Origin of the sequence: Roseivivax lentus (assembly GCF_900156805.1) — a bacterium.
Classification (GTDB): domain Bacteria; phylum Pseudomonadota; class Alphaproteobacteria; order Rhodobacterales; family Rhodobacteraceae; genus Roseivivax; species Roseivivax lentus.
Genome location: NZ_FTOQ01000001.1, coordinates 46,663 through 63,191, shown reverse-complemented (window position 1 = coordinate 63,191; position 16,529 = coordinate 46,663). Strand labels below are relative to the sequence as shown.

Genomic DNA, 16,529 nt, shown 5'->3' with positions numbered 1-16,529 from the left:
ATCCATGCGTCGGAGAAACCAACGTGAGCGACCTGCGCCTGTCCTGCTGTTCGGAGCTACTGGCACCGATCTGTCCTCGATCCCTGGCACCTACTCACGACCGCAAGGATCGTGACGACACTCCATGCGCGGGCAATTGCCGATGATTGCCGGACGCGCCAAGGGCATTTTCCAGCCTACCGTCCTTCTCGCCGTCGCGCTGATGGCGGTGATCGTGATGATGATTCTGCCGATGCCCGCCGTGGTCCTGGACATCGGCCTCGCGGCATCTTTTGCTTTGGCAATCCTGATCTTCACCGTCACCCTCTTCGTCGAACGGCCTCTCGATTTCTCGGCCTTTCCCACGGTTCTGCTCGCGGCGATGATGCTGCGACTGTCGCTGAACGTGGCTTCGACGAAACTCATCATCGGCAATGGTCATGAAGGCCCCCACGCCGCGGGTCACGTCATCGAGGGATTCGCATCTTTCGTCATGTCCGGCAGCATCTTTCTGGGATTGGTGGTCTTTGGCGTGCTGCTGATCGTCAATTTCACCGTCATCACCAAAGGCGCGGCCCGCATGGCCGAGGTCGGTGCGCGCTTTGCCCTCGACGGCATGCCGGGCAAGCAACTCGCCATCGACAGCGACATGTCGGCCGGCGCCATCGATCATGCCGAAGCCAAGGCGCGCCGCGAACGGGAATTGCAGGAAACGACGTTTTTCGGGTCGCTCGATGGCGCATCGAAATTCGTGAAGGGGGATGCCGTCGCCGGCCTCCTGATCACGCTCCTGAACCTCGTCATGGGTCTTGCCATGGGCGTCTTCGTGCACGACATGGCAGTCGGCGACGCGTTCTCCACCTATGCCATCCTGACCGTCGGCGACGGGCTCGTCTCCCAGATACCGGCCGTCATCATTTCCATCGCGTCGGCGCTCCTGCTGGCCCGTGGTGGCGCGATCGGCGCGACGGATGTCGCATTGGTCGGTCAATTGGGTCGCCACCCGGCCGCTCTCGGAACCGTCGCGGTCCTGATGAGCCTCTTCGCCTTCGTGCCCGGCCTGCCCTTTCTGCCGTTCATCCTCGGCGGCGCGGCCCTCGGCGCTGCCGCCTTCTTCGTGGCGCGCCGCAACGCTGCGGCACAATCGGAACCGGCACCCGAACTGGAGGCGCCGCCGAGAAAATCCATCGGTGACGTGCTCGATCTCGAAGATATCCACCTCGAATTCGCGCCGGATCTGGTCAACATGGTTCTCGATCCCGCAACGGGCCTCGATGTCCGGATCGAAAACATGCGCACGCATATTGCGCAGAATTTCGGCCTCATCATGCCCGAGATCAGGCTGACCGATGCCGCGGCGCTGGACCCCGGCACCTACACGATTCGTCTGCACGGGGTCGAGGTGGCGCGCGGGGTTCTGCACCCCGACCTGATGCTGGCGCTCTTGCCCGATGGTCAGCACGGTCTGCCGGGCGGCGAAGACGTTCAGGAGCCGGTCTATGGCGCGCCGGCGCGTTGGATCCGCATGGCCGATCAGGAGGAGGCCGCCATGGCCGGCGCCACAATCGTAAACCCGGCGGAAGTCTTGGCGACGCATCTGCTCGAGACAATCAAGCGCAATTTCGGCCGGCTGATGACGCTCAAATCGTTGCGCCGCATCCTCGACGAACTGGTCCGCCTGTCCAATGACGGCCGGGCCAATGCGAACAAGCGCCTCTTGGATGAAATGGTGCCCGACAAGGTGCAGATCGACACGCTGCTCGCGGTGATGCGGCTTCTCCTGGAAGAGCAGGTCTCGGTGCGCAACCTGCCGCTGATACTCGAGGCGATCGCGGAGTTGCGGCATACCAAGATGCCGCCCGAAGCGGTTTGCGAACATGTTCGACAGAAGCTCGGTTTCCAGATCGTTTCCGGCTTGAAACGCGGGGATGGTACGATCCCGCTCATCCAGCTCGCCCCCGATTGGGAGGAGACCTTCCGGACCTACCAGATCGACGGCGATGGTGCAGGCCTCGACGTGGCGCTTCCCCCCGAAGCCTTCGAGCGGTTGACGAGAAGCGTCGCTTCGGAAGTGAACGCCGCCCAAAGCCGGGGCGTCTATCCCGCCCTCGTGACCTCTTCGCGCCGCCGCCGCTTCCTGCGAACGATCCTCTCGGCCAAAGGCGTGCAAAGCCCGGTTCTGTCCTTCGAGGAGATCGGCGTCGAGGCGCGGCCCTCGCTCGTCGGTACAGTCGCGGCTTGACGGGCCTCGAGGCACTGACCGGTCTGCCCGCAGCCATGCTCTGGGCGGGCGCGGTCGTGTTCTTCCGGGTGGGGGCCGTCCTCGCGGTTCTGCCGGGGCTCGGGGAGCAGAGTATTCCCGTCCGCGTCCGCCTCGTGCTCGCCCTTGCCCTGACCGTGATCGCCGCACCGGCGGTCACCGCGGCGCACACCTTTCCCGAGCCTGGCCTCGGCACCGTCGCCCGACTTGTCCTGACCGAGGTCGTCGCGGGACTGGCCCTTGGCCTCGCGCTGCGCCTCATGGTCATGGCGCTGCAGATCGCGGGCTCCATCGCGGCGCAAGCCACCTCCTTGTCCCAGCTTCTGGGCGGCGCCGCCGGAGAGCCGCTGCCGACGATCGGGCACATTCTGACGGTTGCCGGTCTCGCCCTTCTCATGCTGACCGGGTTGCACGTGAAGGCCGCGGCGCTTCTGATCCTGTCCTATGACCTGCTTCCGATCGGGCTTTTTCCGGATCCGGCCTCGGTGGGCCAATGGGGACGGGCCGCGGCGTCGCAGGCGTTCATCCTGGGCTTCACCCTAGCCGCGCCCTTCGTCCTGATCTCGGTTCTGTACAATCTGACGCTGGGCGTGATCAATCGCGCGATGCCGCAATTGATGGTCGCGCTTGTCGGGGCGCCCCTCATCACCTTCGGCGCGATTGCCCTCCTCGCGATCACCGCGCCGTACCTTCTTCAGGTCTGGCTTGACGCCGTCGACCGCGTCATCGCCAATCCCTTCGCCGTGGTGCGCTGATGGCAGAAGAGGCGGAGAGCGGCGAGAAACCACACGAACCCTCGGCCCGGCGGCTGGAACAGGCGCGGAAGAAGGGCGAGATCGCGCGGTCGCCCGACCTTCTGACCGCCGCCGTCTACGCGGGCGTGCTGCTGACCGCGCTCGTCGCCGGCGCGGATCTGGCGCGGATCAGTGCCGAACGGTTCCTTCCGTTCATCGAACAGCCCGACCGACTGATATCGCTCTTCTTCGGCGACGCGGCCACGGCGCCGACCGGCGGACTTCTCCAGCGGAGCCTCGTGCCGGGCCTGCCCTTCATTCTGGTGCCTGCAACATTGGTCTTCGCGGCTCTCGTCGCGCAACGGGGCTTGGTCTTCACCCCGTCCAAGCTCGCGCCGAAGCTGAACCGGATCTCGTTGATCGCGAATGCAAAGAACAAATACGGTCGCCGCGGCTTTTTCGAGTTTGCCAAGAGTGCGACCAAACTGACGATCTACTCCGCTTGCCTCGGACTTGTCGTCTGGTCCGAACATGTCGCGATCCTCGAAAGCCTGCAATCTTCGCCCGGGGAAATCGCGCGCCGCCTGGGAACGCTGATGGTCAGGTTTCTCTCTTATGTTCTCGTGATCTCGCTGGCGATCGGGATCGTCGACGCGCTTTGGCAGGACGCGGAGCATCGCCGCAAGAACCGCATGAGTCACAAGGATCTGCGCGATGAATTCAAGGAGATGGAGGGCGATCCCGCGATGAAGCAGGAGCGTCGGCAAAGGGCGCATGACATCGCCATGAACCAGATGATGGCCGATGTGCCGAAGGCGGACGTGGTCGTCGTGAACCCGACCCATTATGCGGTGGCGCTGAAATGGTCGCGCCAGCCGGGAACGGCGCCGGTCTGCGTGGCCAAGGGCGTCGATGAAGTTGCGCACCGAATTCGGCAGGTGGCGGAAGAAGCGGGCGTGCCGATCAAGTCCGATCCGCCGACCGCCCGGGCCCTGTACGCCACGGTCGATATCGGCGCACAGATCGAGCCTGATCTCTACAAGGCGGTGGCAGCGGCCATCCGCTTTTCCGAGGAGATGCGGGCCAAGGCGAGGGCGCGCGGATGAGCAATATCGACGATCTCGTGCAGCTCGCGCGGTTGGTGGAACTCGACGCGCTGGCCCGCCTGCGCGAAGCGCGCGATGCCGAGATGGCCGCGCGGTCAGAGGCTGGACGCATCTCCGATCTGCAACGTCGCGCCATCGCGGAAGAAGGCCAGGACACCGCGCGGCGCGTCAGCCAGTCGGATCCGGCCTGGTCGATCTGGCTCGGTCAACGGCGCGGCACGCTCAACACCGAAATCGCACAGGCGCGGGTCAGGCAGGATTACCTTTCGCGGGAGACCGCGTATCATGTGGCTCGGCACGCCGCACTTGCGGGCATTCAAGCCCGTGTCGAGGTCGAAGGTCGCGCGGAACTCAGGAAGGCACAAGACGCGGAATTGCAGGCCCTGCTTCCCCTGCGTCCGAAGCGCTGAGGCCGACCGGGATCTTTCACGCGCCCTGACGCGCGATTTCCGTGATCAGGACACGCCTGATCGTCTGGCCGCCGATCCCCTGGGCAACCGAAAGCAGGTTGCGGCGCAGAAGATCGAGGGAGGCGTTTTCCGTATAGCCCACACCGAAATTCCCGGCATTGGCGTGATCGAAGAGCACCCGCAGGAACGCGTCGCGCAGGCGCGGGATCATCGTGAAGATCGGATCGCTTGTGCCCGGCGCCACTTCGAGGTCGAGGGAAAGGATAACGGTGGCGACGACGCGCTCGTTGTCGACCACCGGGACGAAGAACTGGTTGTTGATCTTGACGTATTCCGAGTCTGTCTCGGACGCAGCGATATCCGCGGTGTTCGGTGGCGCCGCGCTTGGTTCGGCCGCGCCGGCACCCTCCGGCTCCGGACAGGTTTCAGCCACATCCGTTTTCGTTTCCTTGGGCCCGCCAAGGACCATTGCCGCACCGATCCCGGCGCCGGTGCCCACAAGGGCCAGCAGAACAGGCAGAATGATCGCTTTCATCGCGGACCTCAGAATGGGGTGATGATGTCGAGGACTTGTTGACCGTAGCGCGGCTGCTGCATGTCGCTGATCTGACCGCGGCCGCCGTAGGAAATGCGGGCCGAGGCGATCTTGTCGTAAGTGATTTCGTTCTGGCGCGTGATGTCGGCGGGCCGCACATATCCGGTCACCAGCAATTCCCGTATCTCGAAATTCACCCGGACTTCCTGCGAGCCGGAAATCTGCAGGATGCCGTTCGGCAGAACCTGAAGCACGGTCGCTGCGACCCGGAGCGTCAGTTTCTCGTTCCGGCGCACCGATCCCTGACCGCCGGAGGCACTGTTCGAGTCGATGGAGATCGCGGGATCGATCGTCGCGCCAAGGGGCAGGTCTTCGGAGATGATTTGCGGCACACCGAACAATTGCGGAATGCCCAGGCTCTCCGATCCGCTGCGCGAGCGATTGGTCGAATTGGAGATTTCCGCTTTCTCGTCGATCTCGATGACGACGGTCATGATGTCGCCCTTGGCCCCGGCGCGGCGGTCGCCCAGAAGCGAATGGCGCCCGGAATCCCACAGCGAGGCGACGTCGGGCCGCCCGGTTCCGGGCAGCGGTTCGCCGACCATGGAATAGACCATCGCCTTGTGTTCGTCGCCGAGGCCGGGATTGGTGAAATCGGGCGCCTCGCCGACATGGCCGACCCGGTTGCATCCGGCCAACAGCAGCGCGAGGAGAAGCGTCCGTAGGAAAAGCGTCTTCATGGCGAAACCAGGATGCTGCCATCGGCCTGGATCGTGCCGAACAGCGTCGACCGGGAGGCGATATTCATCACCCGGATGCGATCTCCGGCGCCACCGCGGCCGAGCGCGCGGCCCTCGGTCTCGATGCGCAGCCCGGCGCTGTCGAAGATGACGGCAACCGATGCGTTGCGCTCGATGATCGCGGGCGCCGCGAGGTGGCGGGCAAGAATGGGCTGGCCCGGGAAAAGCGCCACACGGGCCTCTCGGCCGAGGGCGGCGGCGAGGTCGGAGACCGCACCCGGAATCGTGCCCTCCTGCAAGGCGACGACAGACGGGGAGATCACTTCCATGGCCGAGATCGGACGGGTTGCGACCACCACATCGGCGGAGACCGGCGCGGCGGCGCCGAGGCTGGCCAAGAGAAACAAGAGGGCGCGCATCACCGCACCTGCGTGGTGGCGCCGAGCATCTGATCGGCGGCGGACAGGACCTTGGCGTTCAACTCGTAGCCGCGCTGGGCCTCGATCAGATCGGTGATCTCGCGCACCGGATCGACGGAGCTGTCCTCGAGGTAGCCTTGTCGCAACGTTCCCAACCCCTCGGTGCCGGGCTGGGCGACGAGCGGCGGTCCCGAGGCTCCGGTCTCCACGAAGAGGTTGCCGCCGATTGCCTCGAGCCCCTTCACGTTCGCGAAGCCCGACAGGGTGAACTCGCCCAGAACCTGCAGTTCGCCGCCGAGGTCGAAATAGCCCCAGACCTCCCCGTTGGCATTGATCGAGACGGAGCGGACCTCGGGCGGAATGACGATGTCATTGGCGACCTCGAGCCCGTCCGACGTGACGATCAGCCCGTCGGCGTCGCGTTTCAGCGCGCCGTCGCGCGTATAGGCGGATTGCCCGGAGGGCAGGATCACCTCGAGATAGCCATCGCCGTCGATGGCGAGGTCAAGATCGCCGCCGGTGCCGGAGAGCGAGCCCTGCGCCGGCTCGAAGGTGACCGAGGACGGCCGCACACCGAGACCGAGCTGAATGCCGGTGGGCAGGACGGTGCCGTTCGAGGCGTTGACCGTGCCGGGGCGGGCCACCTGATCGTAATGCAGGTCCGCGAATTCGGCCCGCCGGGCGTTGTAGCCGGTGGTCGACATGTTGGAGAGGTTCTGGGAGATCACCTCGACCCGCATCTGCTGCGCGGACATGCCGGTTGCGGCGATTTTCAGGGCTCGCATGGAGGTTTCCTTTCGAGGTTAACGGGACATGGACTTGATGGCGTCGCGCAGGCGGTCGTTTTCGCTTTCCAGAAAGCTCTGGCCGAGTTCGTAGGCACGGCTGACCTCGATCATCCGGGCAAGTTCGTTCACCGGATCGACATTGGACGCCTCCAGAAAGCCCTGCCGGATGCGGGTATCGACCACCGGCTCGACCTCTCCATCGGGGTCGAAAAGCTGGCTGCCCTCACGGACCAGGCGGTTCGGGTCCACCGGCCGCACGAGCCCAAGTTCGGCGAAGGCGCGACCACCCAGCGTCATGGTTCCATCGGGTGCGACGCGGACGTCTCCGCCGGGGGGTACGAAGATCGGTGCGCCGCCGGCATCGAGGACCGCATTGCCGTCCATCGTCACCAGCGCCCCCTCGGGCGTCTTGGTGAAGGCCCCGCCGCGGGTGAGCCGGGGGCCGTCGTCGGTCTGGACCTGGAAGAAGCCGTCACCCTCGATCGCGAAGTCGAACTGCCCGCCGGTCTGACCGAGCGTGCCCTGGGCGAGGTTCGTGTGACCGATTCGGGCGCTGGCCATGGACAGGCTCGTATCGTCCACGCGACGGATATATTCGGAGAACAGGGCCTGTTCGGCGCGATAGCCGGTCGTGCTGGCATTGGCGATATTGTTCGCGACGACGCGCATCTCGCGTGCGAGACCCGACATCCGCGTGATCGTGGTATAGGACGATGCGGACATGGTTCAGCCTCCGACGATAATGGGCAAGATCTGGCCCTGGAAAAACGCGACCAGCGTGGAGGTCATGAAGCTCATCGACATCCAGAACACGACGATGATCGCGCCGAGCTTCGGCACGAAAGTCAACGTCATCTCCTGGATGGAGGTGAGCGCCTGGAACAGGCCGACGACGACGCCCGCGAGAAGTGCGACGCCGAGAATCGGGACGGAGATGATCGTCGCGATCCAGAGGCCCTGGCGCAGGGTGTCGAAGAAAATGATCTCGGTGAGCATGGATCAGACAGGCATCCGGAGGATTTCCTGATACGCCTCGACGACGCGGTCGCGCACGGTGACCACCGTCTCCACCGCCAGTTCCGATTGGGCAAGGGCCGTGACCAATGCGTGGGGGTCTGCATCGCCGGCCATCGTGTTCTGCGCGGCGGTCTCCGCCTCGGCGAGCGTGGCGGCGAAATCCTCGACGCCCGCACGGATCATGCCGTCCATGCCGGCCTTGGGTTGGGCTTCGGTCGCGGGACGGCTTGCCGCGTAACTCTGCGCGGCGAAAAGGGATCGGATATCCATTCTGGGTTCCTGTCCTGTTGGGAGGGAGACGTTAACGGCGGAGAAGATCGAAGAGGCCGCGGCGCATCTCCCGGGTCTGTTCGAACATCTTGAGATTGGCCTCGTAACTGCGCTGGGCTTCGCGGGCGTCGGCGATTTCGATCAGCAGATCGACATTGGAGCTTTCATAGAACCCGTCCGGTCCGGCCAGGGGGTGGCCCGGATCGTGCACGCGGGCAAGGTCGGAGCGATCAAGCTTCGTGCGGCCCAGCGTGACGCTGGGCAGGTCCTGCCCGCCGGCCGCGGCACTTTCGAACGGCGCGGTCTTGCGGCGGTAGCCCGGAGTGTCCGCATTGGCGATGTTTTCCGACAAGAGCCGCAGGCGTCCGGCCTGGGCCTGCAACGCGCTGGCGGTCACCTTTGTGGCATCTGAAAAATCGGACATGGCGGCCTCCGTCACCGGCGCCCGAGCGAGGCGCGCAGGATGGACAGGCCGGATCGGTAGATCGCGAGTGCGCGGTCATGCGCCCCTTTCGCGCTGGCGGCGGCGACCATCTCCGTTTCGATGGAAACAGAATTGCCATTGGGATCGACCGCCGTGTCCCGAACGAGGTAATCCGCCGGCCTTCCGGGGCTTTGCCCGAAAAGATGTGCCGGCCGGGTCGCGCGCAACTCGAATCCGCGTGCACCCGCAAGCGCGGCCTCGAAATCGGGCATCGCGATGGCGCGGTAACCCGGCGTGTCGGCATTGGCGAGGTTCTGCGCGGTGGCGGCCTGCGCGCGCCCGGCATGTTCCGCCATGGCCCGCGCATTCTGGAATATGGTCAGCGATTGGTACACGACGCCAAAGCTCCTTCTCGGTTTCAACCAAGACTTAACTGCGATTCGTTTAGAAAGAGTTTGCAGGTCAAAAACGGAGCGAACGCCATGCAGACACTGGCCCTGGACAACCTCGCCGCCCGAATCGGGCGCGTCGACCGGCAGGCCCCCATGGGCCGCGTTTTGCGGGTCGACGGCACGCTCGTGCATGTCAGCGGCCTGGGTCACGCGGTCTCGGTCGGGGACCGCTTGCGGCTCGCGGCCAGCGACGGTCCTCGAGAGGGATCGGTGCTCCGGATCGACGCGGAGAGCGTGGCGATGATGCCGGAAAGCGGGTGCGACGGGATCCGGCGCGGCGATCGCGTGCTGCGTCTCGGCCGCGTATGCCTGTCGCCCAGCGCCTCCTGGATCGGGCGCATTCTCGATCCGTTCGGACGGCCGCTTGACGGGGGGCCCGTGCCCGCGGCCGGTCCCCCGCGCCCTTTCCACGCCGATCCGCCGCCGGCCGCCGCGCGTCGCGGCTTTGGGCCCCGGCTCGCCACCGGGCTGGCGGTTTTCGACACCATCCTTCCTCTGGTCAGCGGCCAGCGGATCGGCGTCTTCGCGGGATCGGGCGTGGGGAAATCGCGACTTCTCGCGCGGCTCGCGCAACGGCTTGAAAGCGACGTCGTGGTGTTGGCGCTGATCGGTGAGAGGGGCCGCGAATTGCGCGATTTCGTCGAGGACGTTCTGGGCCCCGAGGGCATGGCGCGGTCGGTGGTGATCACCGCGACCTCAGACCGATCCGCGCTGGAGCGGCGGCGCTGCGCCTATGCGGCCATGACGGTTGCCGAGCATTTTCGCGATGCGGGCGTCCGCGTGTTGCTTCTGGCCGATTCGATCACGCGTTTCGCCGATGCCCACCGCGAAGTGGCCTTTGCAGCCGGGGAATTGCCGACCTTGCGCGGCCATCCCGCCTCCACCGCGCAGAAGGTCATGTCGCTGTGCGAACGGGCTGGTCCCGGGGGGCCGGGGCAGGGTGACATCACGGCCGTGTTCACCGTGCTGGTCGCGGGCTCCGATATGGAAGAGCCGATCGCGGACATACTGCGCGGCACCCTCGATGGTCACGTGGTACTGTCGCGGGAGATCGCGGAACGGGGCCGTTTCCCGGCGGTGGACGTTCTGCGGTCGGTATCGCGCGCCTTGCCCGGTGCGGCAAGTGCTGCGGAATCCGCGGCCATACTGGATGCCCGCCGTCTCATCGGAGCTCATGCGGGGGCCGAAACCATGATCCGGGCCGGGCTTTACAAAGAGGGCGGCGATCCTCTGCTCGACCGCGCGGTTCGGGCCTGGGACGACCTCGATCAGTTCGTCGGCTCCGATGGTGGCGCGCGCGTTTCGGATTCCTTCGATCGGCTGAATCTCATCTTGCGACGTAGCCAGTCGCAAAGGAGCAGCGTCCAACAGGGGTGAGGGGTGTCGATCCGCGCCAGTCAGGAAATGGCGAAATCGGGCGCGTGATCCAACTCTGCTTTGTGCGGGTCCGGGTCCGATGCGGGCCGGGATCTCGTCACGCGGTCACCGTCGAGACGTGCGGGGGCGTTTTCGGCTTTGCGACCGGCGGGCGAACCTCTCGCTAGAGGCCCTGCAAAAGAACCAGCGCGGTTTGTGCGCCGCTGGTGGTCGCACCCGTATTGACCTGTTCGCGGAGCAGGAAAGTCTGGATGATCTGTTCCTGGATCTCGGGATTGGCCAGGTCCGCCACGCTGTGGGTGCCGAAACGTTGGTGCGCCTTGTCCTTGAATGCCTCCAGCTGGAAATCGATATCGAGCTGACCGAAGCTCTTGGGCAGGCCAAGTGCGGTTTCGAGGACCTGTCGCATGGGCGGTGTGCCCATGATCTCGAACCATGCCGTGTCGTTCGCGCTGCCCTTCGCAACCAGATCCGGCAGGCTGCGCTCGAAGAAAAGCCCCAATCTCAGCGCTTCGTTCTGGCTGCCGATCGCCAGCTCGAAGGATTGGGCGCGGAAGCGATCCACGATATTGCGGGCCAGCGACGGATTGGCTGTTCGGGGCGGCAATGGCTCGCCGAAACCGAAGGCGGCCGAAAACGCGCGATATCGATCGTCGGCGAGGCGGTTCGCGAGGGCGTCGGGCTCGGAGGTCCCCCCGTCGAGGATCCGTTGCACGAAGAATACATTGTCCACGTCGTCTTGAAGCCCGAACGCCTGCAGCGCGACGAGTCGCAATTCGCGATCGGCGACGAGGTCCGCGGCGGTCGTGATGCCCGCGATCTTCTCCGCGAAATTCGCGGTCGCACGCGCGATCTGAGGTGAGGCCTCGAAAGCCGCTTCCTGCGTGGCACGCGTGGCCTTGAGGAATGACCATGCCGCAAGGCCCGTACCGATGACGACCGGCTGGAAACTCATGACTGGGCCGCGGCGAGCAGGCGGTCCTCGCGCGGAATGAGCGCGCGCAAGCCCTTGAGGCACTGATAAAACCGCTCCTGCAGCAGCGCATCGGATGCCTGGTCGAGAAGGCGTCGGCTGTCATTGTCGACGAGGATGCGGCTGAGTTCCTCGATCCGGGTCAATGTATCCTTGCGCACGGCTTCGGGATCGATGTCGCCCGTCAGCACGAGCTGGACCTGATAGGCGGCGCGCCGCACCGGCGTCGAGGCCTCGTCGGGATGGATGGCGTCCCTGAGGCGCAGGATATGCGCATTGGGCGTCATGATGGAAAATCGCGTGCGCTTGTCGCCGTTCTCGATGACGGCGCCGTTGACGAGGATACGCTCCTTCGGGGCGAGTTTCAGGACGAGACCGCTCATGGTTTCCTTCCGTTCTGACCGAGACCGCGCAGGATCGCGGTGTTGATTTCCAGAAGCGGAGCGACGCTGGCTCCGTGGCGGAGAACCTTGCGGCTTTGCGCCTCCGTGAATTCCGCGAGAAAGAAGATGCGTGCGCGCAGATCCTCGGGCAGCGCGTTTCCTCCGGCGCTGACATCGGCGGCGAGCGCGGTCCAGAGGCGCCGGTTGTCGGACAGGGCCTGGACGAAACCGGGATAGTCAGAGCGCGCCGTCCGGGCGGTATCCCTGAGGCGCCTCGTGACATCGGCGATCACCGAATATTCGTTGCTGCGGGACGTTCGCGTGGGCATCGAGGAAGCAGAGTAGGCGCGTTGCGCCAGGGATTGCGCATTCACGACGCAGCCCTCCTTTACGGGATTACTTGTCAGGATCCGGTGATGGGAAGGGCCCGAGGGCCCTTCCCGTTGGTTTTACCGGAACAGCGACAGAAGCGACTGCGGCGCCTGGTTGGCGATCGACAGAGCCTGAACGCCCAGCTGCTGTTGCACCTGGAGCGCCTGCAGACGCGCCGAAGCTTCTTCCATATCGGCGTCGACGAGAGTGCCGATGCCGGACTTGAGCGAATCGCTCAAGCTCTGGATGAAGGTCGCTTGGGTCTCGATCCGGCCCTGGACGGAACCGAAGGCTGCGGCCGAGTCGATCGACGTCTGGATCAGACTTTCGATCGAGCTCAGCGCGCTGGTCACGCCAGCGTCGGTCGTCACGTCGATGCCGGACACGTCTTCGAGCCCGCCACCGATCGTATTGCCCGCTGCCCCATAGCCGCTCACCTGGATACCGAAGTTGTCCCCGGTCTCGGTCGATCCCGTGAAGGTGATCGTCGTGCCGGACACGGTGGCCCGCACGCCGTCGAGACCGGCAACGCCCGGATTGGCCGCTTCGAAGGCTTCCGCGTACTTGTTGAACGAATCGGCGAGACCCTGCGCCACATCGGCGGTGGTGTCCCCGTCGCGCGCAACGTAGCGGATGCCGTCGGCAGCGGTACCGGTCACGTTCCATCCCGTGGCGAAGGCGCCGGCACCGCCGGTCAGGGCCGCAGAATACCCGAAGCCCGCTTCGACCGATGAGATCGTAATGGAGGTCGTCGGCGCAGTTGCGGCACCCGTGAGAGTGGTCGCAGCCAATGCCGTTCCGGTCATGCGGCTGTTGGTGGCCGTTGCCGTTTCCGCGGTCGTGATCGCGGTCCCGGACACTGCGGACGCCCCGGTGCCCAGATCCTGCTTGTTCACCGCGATGTTGCTGGCCGTGACGCCGGTCGACGAACGGTCGAGGGACGACAGCACGTTGACCAGGCCGGAGCCCGCTTCCTTCTCGGTGTTGGACAGCAGGTTCAGACCGTTGAACTGCGCGGCGTTGGTCACGGACGTGATCTGGTCGCGCAGCGCAGCGATGTCGGTCTGAATTTTCGCGCGGTCGACGTTTTCTTCCTGTGCCGCGACGATCTTGCCCTTCATCTGTGTCAGAAGATCGGCCACCGTTTCCGACGCTTGGCGCGCTACGGCGACGGTGGATTCACCCAGATTGAGGCTGTCCGAGATTCCCTTGAATCCCTGAACGTCCGATTCCATCACCTTCGAGATGGCCCAGACGGCGGCATTGTCCTTGGCGTTTGCCACGGATTTGCCGGTCGAAATCTGCGACTGCGTTTCAGCGAGGTTCCGGTTGATCGATTTGAGGGTTTGCAGCGCGACCATCGCGCCATTGTTGGTCAGAATGCTGGACATTATCAGCGTTTCCCTTTTCGAAGATGCTTTTGCACCGGTTGTGCCCAAGTCGGGCTTCGATCGTCATTCTGACACTTGCGTGGCCGGGCCATGCGCCGTTCTCGATGGAACGCGTTCGCACCTTCGATCCAAATCTCCTAACGCCTTCCTAATCCTCCCTCAGTCTTTTCCCTTCGATTTTCGTCAAATGCGCTAGGCCCGCTTCTCGAGGCCCTTCGGCGTCTGCACCGTCAGCGAGGTCGTATCCCCGTCCTGCCGGTAGAATCGCAATTCCGATCGCGGCTGTGCTGTTGCGCCAATGCGTTCCGCAACCGCGCGCAGACCTGCGAGAGCCTCGTCGTAAAGTGTCAGATTCCGGCGCAGTTTTGCCATGACCGGCGCATCGACGTCGCGCGCGGAGCCCTCTGCCGAGATTGCCTCCAGCAGCGCCTCCTTCTCTTTCAGGAGTGTGCTGATCTTTTCGAAATCTCCGTGGAGGAGCGCGGTGCGCTCTTTGTCGAGAAGTCTGTTCAACTGGTCAAAAATCGGCTGTTTCATGATGTGTCTCCATCAAAGATTGGAGAATCCGTTCGCTCAGCCCGAATCCGCCACGCCGAGCGATTGCTCCGGCATATTCATCGTTCAGCATCGACGCGAATTGCGCCTCTCCGGCACCGCCGCCAAAGGCTTCGCGGGCCTCGGAAAACCCTGCCGCCTTCAGCATTTCTGCAATGAATTGCGCCTCGAGGGCGACTGCAGCCGCCCGCAATTTCGATCCGTCATGGGCGGCGCCGGCACTGACCAATAGCGTTTGCATGGTCGATCTCCAAATACCTCAAACTTTTTCGACTATCTGCGCCACCAGTAAATTTTTGGTAAGGGGATGCCTGTTTAAGTGGGACGATATATTCGGAGAAGCCGATGCCGTCCGTAAATTCGTCCTCGTTCAGATTTCTGGGCTCTCAAACTGCCGATCAGCATGCGCCGCAACGCGTGGCGGAGGTACTTTCCGACGCGGAAAAGATTGGATTTTCGGATCTCTATGCGGCGGCAAGATCGCTGCGAACAAACGATAACGCGACCGATCAAGGTGCGGCGGACCAGGATACCGGGTCCAATCCCGATGGTGAGCTTCAAGCGTCCAGTGAAGAGGTGACGGCGACCTCTCCGCCCTCTCTGGATAATGCGATGCCTTCGAATGCCGTCGAGGCGATACGACCGCGCTCGCATCTTTCCGCCGATCCGCGGCCGGAGACGGTGCCCTCGTCCGGAGCCGTTGGAGACGCGGATGTCTCGCTCAAGGAATCGGGCTTTGTCGACGTGACGGCTGGTGCCATTGAAGAGGCTCAGGCGTCCGATTCAGGGGCAGTGCAAGACCGTGAAGCTTTTCTGGAGACGGGTCCAAATATCGATAAGCAGATTTCCGCGATAGAGAACATGCAATCGAGCGACCTGGAAAAGGCATCAAGATCGGAAAGAGAGTGGTTTGAACCGCTTACGGCCGCGACCACTTCCGCGTCATTTGCCGATGCTGGACGGGCATTGGTTACGAGGCAGCGTCAATCTTCATCAGCAAAGACCTATGCTGGGTCGATCTCGCAAACTGAGCGCATTTCGGTCGGTCATGATTCCCGAACCGATCCCGCAACCCTCACCTCATTCAAGCATGATGCCGGAGTATTGGGTTTCTCAGGGCGCTTGGAGCCGCCTGTTCCGAACGGATCTGGCCAATCCGTTTCGACCTCTTCGACGCTCACTCCGTCCTTGTCTCCGACAGCGCCCTCGCCACAGGTCGGGGCAAATCCCCCAAATATTCAAATCGTGACGGATCTGGCGGCAAACGCCGCGGCGAAGACCGAGACAAGGATGGCGGCAGAGGGTTTGGCCGAACGCCTCGTCACTCAGGAGACCCAGTCGCTCCGGGCCGCGACTCCAACGCTGGGTATCGACAGCAAAGACAGGGCGGGTACGCTCACGGCAACCGTAGAGAGTTCCGAAAAGGGGCGGATGGCCTTGGCTGATGGCACCTTCGTGGGCAGGAGCAACGAGAGAACCGAGACAGGCGATCATCAATTGCCGTCGTCTTTGTACGCTGGATCAAACGAAAAGATCGCGGTGCCACTGAATTCGGGCAAAGCCTCGACCCATGCGGCCAACGCTTCCCCTATGGCGAAGGGGGCATCGCCAATTCGCCAAGCTGCGGGCACCGACATGGCGGCCAAGTTGCCAGAACCTGCGGATGTCGAAGTCACGAACGTTGGATCCACAGATACCGCACTTGATCCCTCGCTGCGGAGAAACCCGGTCTCTGCGACGGCGATTGCCGCGATACCGGTCTCGATCCAGCCGGCGCGCGCCGTTTCGCATTGGGGTCTCGGCGAAGGCGATTCGGACGAGGCGAAATGGGCGGATATGTCCGAGCGGGTTCGGAGTATCGAACTCGTAGGGCAGCCATACGCGCTTTCCGAAACCGTGCAGGGGCGTGCCGTCGCCGGAGCGGCCTTCCCGGCCGGGTCCAGCCCGGTCGCACCAATATTCCAGCAAATAATGGACAGGCTCCGCGTCGATGCGTCGGGCATGATCGATCTGCGGCTCGATCCGGAAGAGCTCGGTCGGCTTCGGATCGCAATTTCCTCCGGCGAAACCGGCATCCATGTTCAGATCTTCGGTGATCGCGTCGAGACGGTCGACCTTCTGCGACGCAACGCGGCGGCACTCGAACGCGCCTTTGCCGATGCGGGCCTTGACCTGGAAAGCTTTGCCTTCGGTTCGGGCGAAAGATCGGACCACGAGGCCCAGCTACCTGCCGCCGAGCCGGAGCCGAATGTACCCGACACCGCCGCGGCCCGCGCCGCCACGCCCAGCGCCATGCCCGGAAACGGTTCCGGTCATGAAGGATTAGACCTCAGATTGTGAGCCA

General features: G+C 64.1%; 21 protein-coding genes. 6 read left to right on the top strand and 15 right to left on the bottom strand.

Going from position 1 to position 16,529, the window contains the following annotated elements; all coding sequences use genetic code 11:
* Positions 1-124 precede the first annotated feature (124 nt).
* Genes flhA through BW990_RS00305 form a run of 4 tightly spaced genes read left to right on the top strand, consistent with a single transcriptional unit; the run spans position 125 to position 4,489 of the window.
* Positions 125-2,221 (top strand): flagellar biosynthesis protein FlhA, encoded by a 2,097-nt coding sequence (gene flhA, locus BW990_RS00320; RefSeq protein ID WP_234990129.1) that lies wholly within the window; start codon positions 125-127, stop codon positions 2,219-2,221.
* Complete coding sequence (locus BW990_RS00315; protein WP_407690119.1) at positions 2,218-2,994, top strand: flagellar biosynthetic protein FliR; 777 nt, start codon at positions 2,218-2,220, stop codon at positions 2,992-2,994. Before flhA ends, BW990_RS00315 begins: the two co-directional genes overlap by 4 nt.
* Positions 2,994-4,079, top strand: a complete 1,086-nt coding sequence (flhB, locus tag BW990_RS00310) for a flagellar type III secretion system protein FlhB (protein WP_076443860.1) — start codon at positions 2,994-2,996, stop codon at positions 4,077-4,079. Before BW990_RS00315 ends, flhB begins: the two co-directional genes overlap by 1 nt.
* Positions 4,076-4,489, top strand: coding sequence for a hypothetical protein (locus BW990_RS00305; protein WP_076443858.1), 414 nt, complete (start codon positions 4,076-4,078; stop codon positions 4,487-4,489). Before flhB ends, BW990_RS00305 begins: the two co-directional genes overlap by 4 nt.
* A gap of 16 nt (positions 4,490-4,505) precedes the next feature.
* Here BW990_RS00305 and BW990_RS00300 read toward each other — a convergent pair whose 3' ends face one another.
* Genes BW990_RS00300 through BW990_RS00260 form a run of 9 tightly spaced genes read right to left on the bottom strand, consistent with a single transcriptional unit; the run spans position 4,506 to position 9,038 of the window.
* The gene (locus tag BW990_RS00300) at positions 4,506-4,988 is read right to left on the bottom strand and encodes a flagellar basal body-associated protein FliL (RefSeq protein WP_143526030.1); all 483 of its coding nucleotides are present in this window, start codon (positions 4,986-4,988) and stop codon (positions 4,506-4,508) included.
* 44 nt (positions 4,989-5,032) lie between these two features.
* On the bottom strand, positions 5,033-5,764 hold the full coding sequence (gene flgH / locus BW990_RS00295) for a flagellar basal body L-ring protein FlgH (RefSeq protein WP_076443854.1): 732 nt from the start codon (positions 5,762-5,764) through the stop codon (positions 5,033-5,035).
* Entirely contained in the window at positions 5,761-6,162 is a 402-nt protein-coding gene (gene flgA / locus BW990_RS00290) for a flagellar basal body P-ring formation chaperone FlgA (protein ID WP_234990128.1), read from the bottom strand. The genes flgH and flgA overlap by 4 nt, the downstream gene beginning before the upstream one ends.
* 20 nt (positions 6,163-6,182) lie before the next feature.
* Positions 6,183-6,968 carry a flagellar basal-body rod protein FlgG gene (gene flgG / locus BW990_RS00285; RefSeq protein ID WP_076443850.1) on the bottom strand — a complete coding sequence of 262 codons (786 nt, stop codon included), beginning with the start codon at positions 6,966-6,968 and terminating at the stop codon, positions 6,183-6,185.
* An 18-nt stretch (positions 6,969-6,986) separates the two neighbouring features.
* A complete protein-coding gene (locus tag BW990_RS00280; RefSeq protein WP_076443848.1) occupies positions 6,987-7,694 on the bottom strand; it encodes a flagellar hook-basal body complex protein in 708 nt (235 codons plus the stop codon).
* Between the two features lie 3 nt (positions 7,695-7,697).
* Positions 7,698-7,967, bottom strand: a complete 270-nt coding sequence (locus BW990_RS00275; protein WP_076443846.1) for a flagellar biosynthetic protein FliQ — start codon at positions 7,965-7,967, stop codon at positions 7,698-7,700.
* Between the two features lie 3 nt (positions 7,968-7,970).
* The gene (gene fliE / locus BW990_RS00270) at positions 7,971-8,258 is read right to left on the bottom strand and encodes a flagellar hook-basal body complex protein FliE (protein ID WP_076443844.1); all 288 of its coding nucleotides are present in this window, start codon (positions 8,256-8,258) and stop codon (positions 7,971-7,973) included.
* Between the two features lie 31 nt (positions 8,259-8,289).
* Complete coding sequence (flgC, locus tag BW990_RS00265; protein WP_076443842.1) at positions 8,290-8,682, bottom strand: flagellar basal body rod protein FlgC; 393 nt, start codon at positions 8,680-8,682, stop codon at positions 8,290-8,292.
* Positions 8,683-8,693: 11 nt separating this feature from the next.
* Positions 8,694-9,038, bottom strand: coding sequence for a flagellar basal body protein (locus BW990_RS00260; protein ID WP_234990127.1), 345 nt, complete (start codon positions 9,036-9,038; stop codon positions 8,694-8,696).
* Between the two features lie 126 nt (positions 9,039-9,164).
* Between BW990_RS00260 and BW990_RS00255 the strand changes: the two genes are divergently transcribed.
* Positions 9,165-10,511, top strand: coding sequence for a FliI/YscN family ATPase (locus BW990_RS00255; RefSeq protein WP_083950412.1), 1,347 nt, complete (start codon positions 9,165-9,167; stop codon positions 10,509-10,511).
* 163 nt (positions 10,512-10,674) lie between these two features.
* Here BW990_RS00255 and BW990_RS00250 read toward each other — a convergent pair whose 3' ends face one another.
* The 6 genes from BW990_RS00250 to BW990_RS00225 all read right to left on the bottom strand — a co-directional run bounded on the left by BW990_RS00250 (position 10,675) and on the right by BW990_RS00225 (position 14,426).
* A complete protein-coding gene (locus BW990_RS00250) occupies positions 10,675-11,466 on the bottom strand; it encodes a DUF1217 domain-containing protein (RefSeq protein WP_076443838.1) in 792 nt (263 codons plus the stop codon).
* Positions 11,463-11,867 carry a flagellar biosynthesis repressor FlbT gene (gene flbT, locus BW990_RS00245; RefSeq protein ID WP_076443835.1) on the bottom strand — a complete coding sequence of 135 codons (405 nt, stop codon included), beginning with the start codon at positions 11,865-11,867 and terminating at the stop codon, positions 11,463-11,465. Before flbT ends, BW990_RS00250 begins: the two co-directional genes overlap by 4 nt.
* Positions 11,864-12,241, bottom strand: coding sequence for a flagellar biosynthesis regulator FlaF (gene flaF / locus BW990_RS00240; protein ID WP_076443833.1), 378 nt, complete (start codon positions 12,239-12,241; stop codon positions 11,864-11,866). The genes flbT and flaF overlap by 4 nt, the downstream gene beginning before the upstream one ends.
* Before the next feature lie 75 nt (positions 12,242-12,316).
* Complete coding sequence (locus BW990_RS00235; RefSeq protein ID WP_076443831.1) at positions 12,317-13,630, bottom strand: flagellin; 1,314 nt, start codon at positions 13,628-13,630, stop codon at positions 12,317-12,319.
* A 192-nt stretch (positions 13,631-13,822) separates the two neighbouring features.
* The gene (locus tag BW990_RS00230; protein WP_143526029.1) at positions 13,823-14,167 is read right to left on the bottom strand and encodes a flagellar protein FlgN; all 345 of its coding nucleotides are present in this window, start codon (positions 14,165-14,167) and stop codon (positions 13,823-13,825) included.
* Positions 14,148-14,426 (bottom strand): rod-binding protein, encoded by a 279-nt coding sequence (locus BW990_RS00225; RefSeq protein ID WP_076443827.1) that lies wholly within the window; start codon positions 14,424-14,426, stop codon positions 14,148-14,150. Before BW990_RS00225 ends, BW990_RS00230 begins: the two co-directional genes overlap by 20 nt.
* A 176-nt stretch (positions 14,427-14,602) precedes the next feature.
* On the opposite strand from BW990_RS00225, the gene BW990_RS20935 reads away from it, so the two are divergent.
* Positions 14,603-16,525, top strand: a complete 1,923-nt coding sequence (locus BW990_RS20935; protein WP_159441593.1) for a flagellar hook-length control protein FliK — start codon at positions 14,603-14,605, stop codon at positions 16,523-16,525.
* Positions 16,526-16,529 lie beyond the last annotated feature (4 nt).

What these genes read in the sequence shown, in the direction of transcription:
- BW990_RS00230 (WP_143526029.1), bottom strand. Translation starts at nt 14,167, where the DNA reads ATGAAACAGCCGATTTTTGACCAGTTGAACAGACTTCTCGACAAAGAG.
- BW990_RS00225 (WP_076443827.1), bottom strand. Translation starts at nt 14,426, where the DNA reads ATGCAAACGCTATTGGTCAGTGCCGGCGCCGCCCATGACGGATCGAAA.
- flgC (WP_076443842.1), bottom strand. Translation starts at nt 8,682, where the DNA reads ATGTCCGATTTTTCAGATGCCACAAAGGTGACCGCCAGCGCGTTGCAG.
- flgG (WP_076443850.1), bottom strand. Translation starts at nt 6,968, where the DNA reads ATGCGAGCCCTGAAAATCGCCGCAACCGGCATGTCCGCGCAGCAGATG.
- BW990_RS00275 (WP_076443846.1), bottom strand. Translation starts at nt 7,967, where the DNA reads ATGCTCACCGAGATCATTTTCTTCGACACCCTGCGCCAGGGCCTCTGG.
- fliE (WP_076443844.1), bottom strand. Translation starts at nt 8,258, where the DNA reads ATGGATATCCGATCCCTTTTCGCCGCGCAGAGTTACGCGGCAAGCCGT.
- BW990_RS00250 (WP_076443838.1), bottom strand. Translation starts at nt 11,466, where the DNA reads ATGAGTTTCCAGCCGGTCGTCATCGGTACGGGCCTTGCGGCATGGTCA.
- flhB (WP_076443860.1), top strand. Translation starts at nt 2,994, where the DNA reads ATGGCAGAAGAGGCGGAGAGCGGCGAGAAACCACACGAACCCTCGGCC.
- flhA (WP_234990129.1), top strand. Translation starts at nt 125, where the DNA reads ATGCGCGGGCAATTGCCGATGATTGCCGGACGCGCCAAGGGCATTTTC.
- flbT (WP_076443835.1), bottom strand. Translation starts at nt 11,867, where the DNA reads ATGAGCGGTCTCGTCCTGAAACTCGCCCCGAAGGAGCGTATCCTCGTC.
- BW990_RS00305 (WP_076443858.1), top strand. Translation starts at nt 4,076, where the DNA reads ATGAGCAATATCGACGATCTCGTGCAGCTCGCGCGGTTGGTGGAACTC.
- BW990_RS00255 (WP_083950412.1), top strand. Translation starts at nt 9,165, where the DNA reads ATGCAGACACTGGCCCTGGACAACCTCGCCGCCCGAATCGGGCGCGTC.
- BW990_RS00260 (WP_234990127.1), bottom strand. Translation starts at nt 9,038, where the DNA reads ATGGCGGAACATGCCGGGCGCGCGCAGGCCGCCACCGCGCAGAACCTC.
- BW990_RS00235 (WP_076443831.1), bottom strand. Translation starts at nt 13,630, where the DNA reads ATGTCCAGCATTCTGACCAACAATGGCGCGATGGTCGCGCTGCAAACC.
- flgH (WP_076443854.1), bottom strand. Translation starts at nt 5,764, where the DNA reads ATGAAGACGCTTTTCCTACGGACGCTTCTCCTCGCGCTGCTGTTGGCC.
- BW990_RS00280 (WP_076443848.1), bottom strand. Translation starts at nt 7,694, where the DNA reads ATGTCCGCATCGTCCTATACCACGATCACGCGGATGTCGGGTCTCGCA.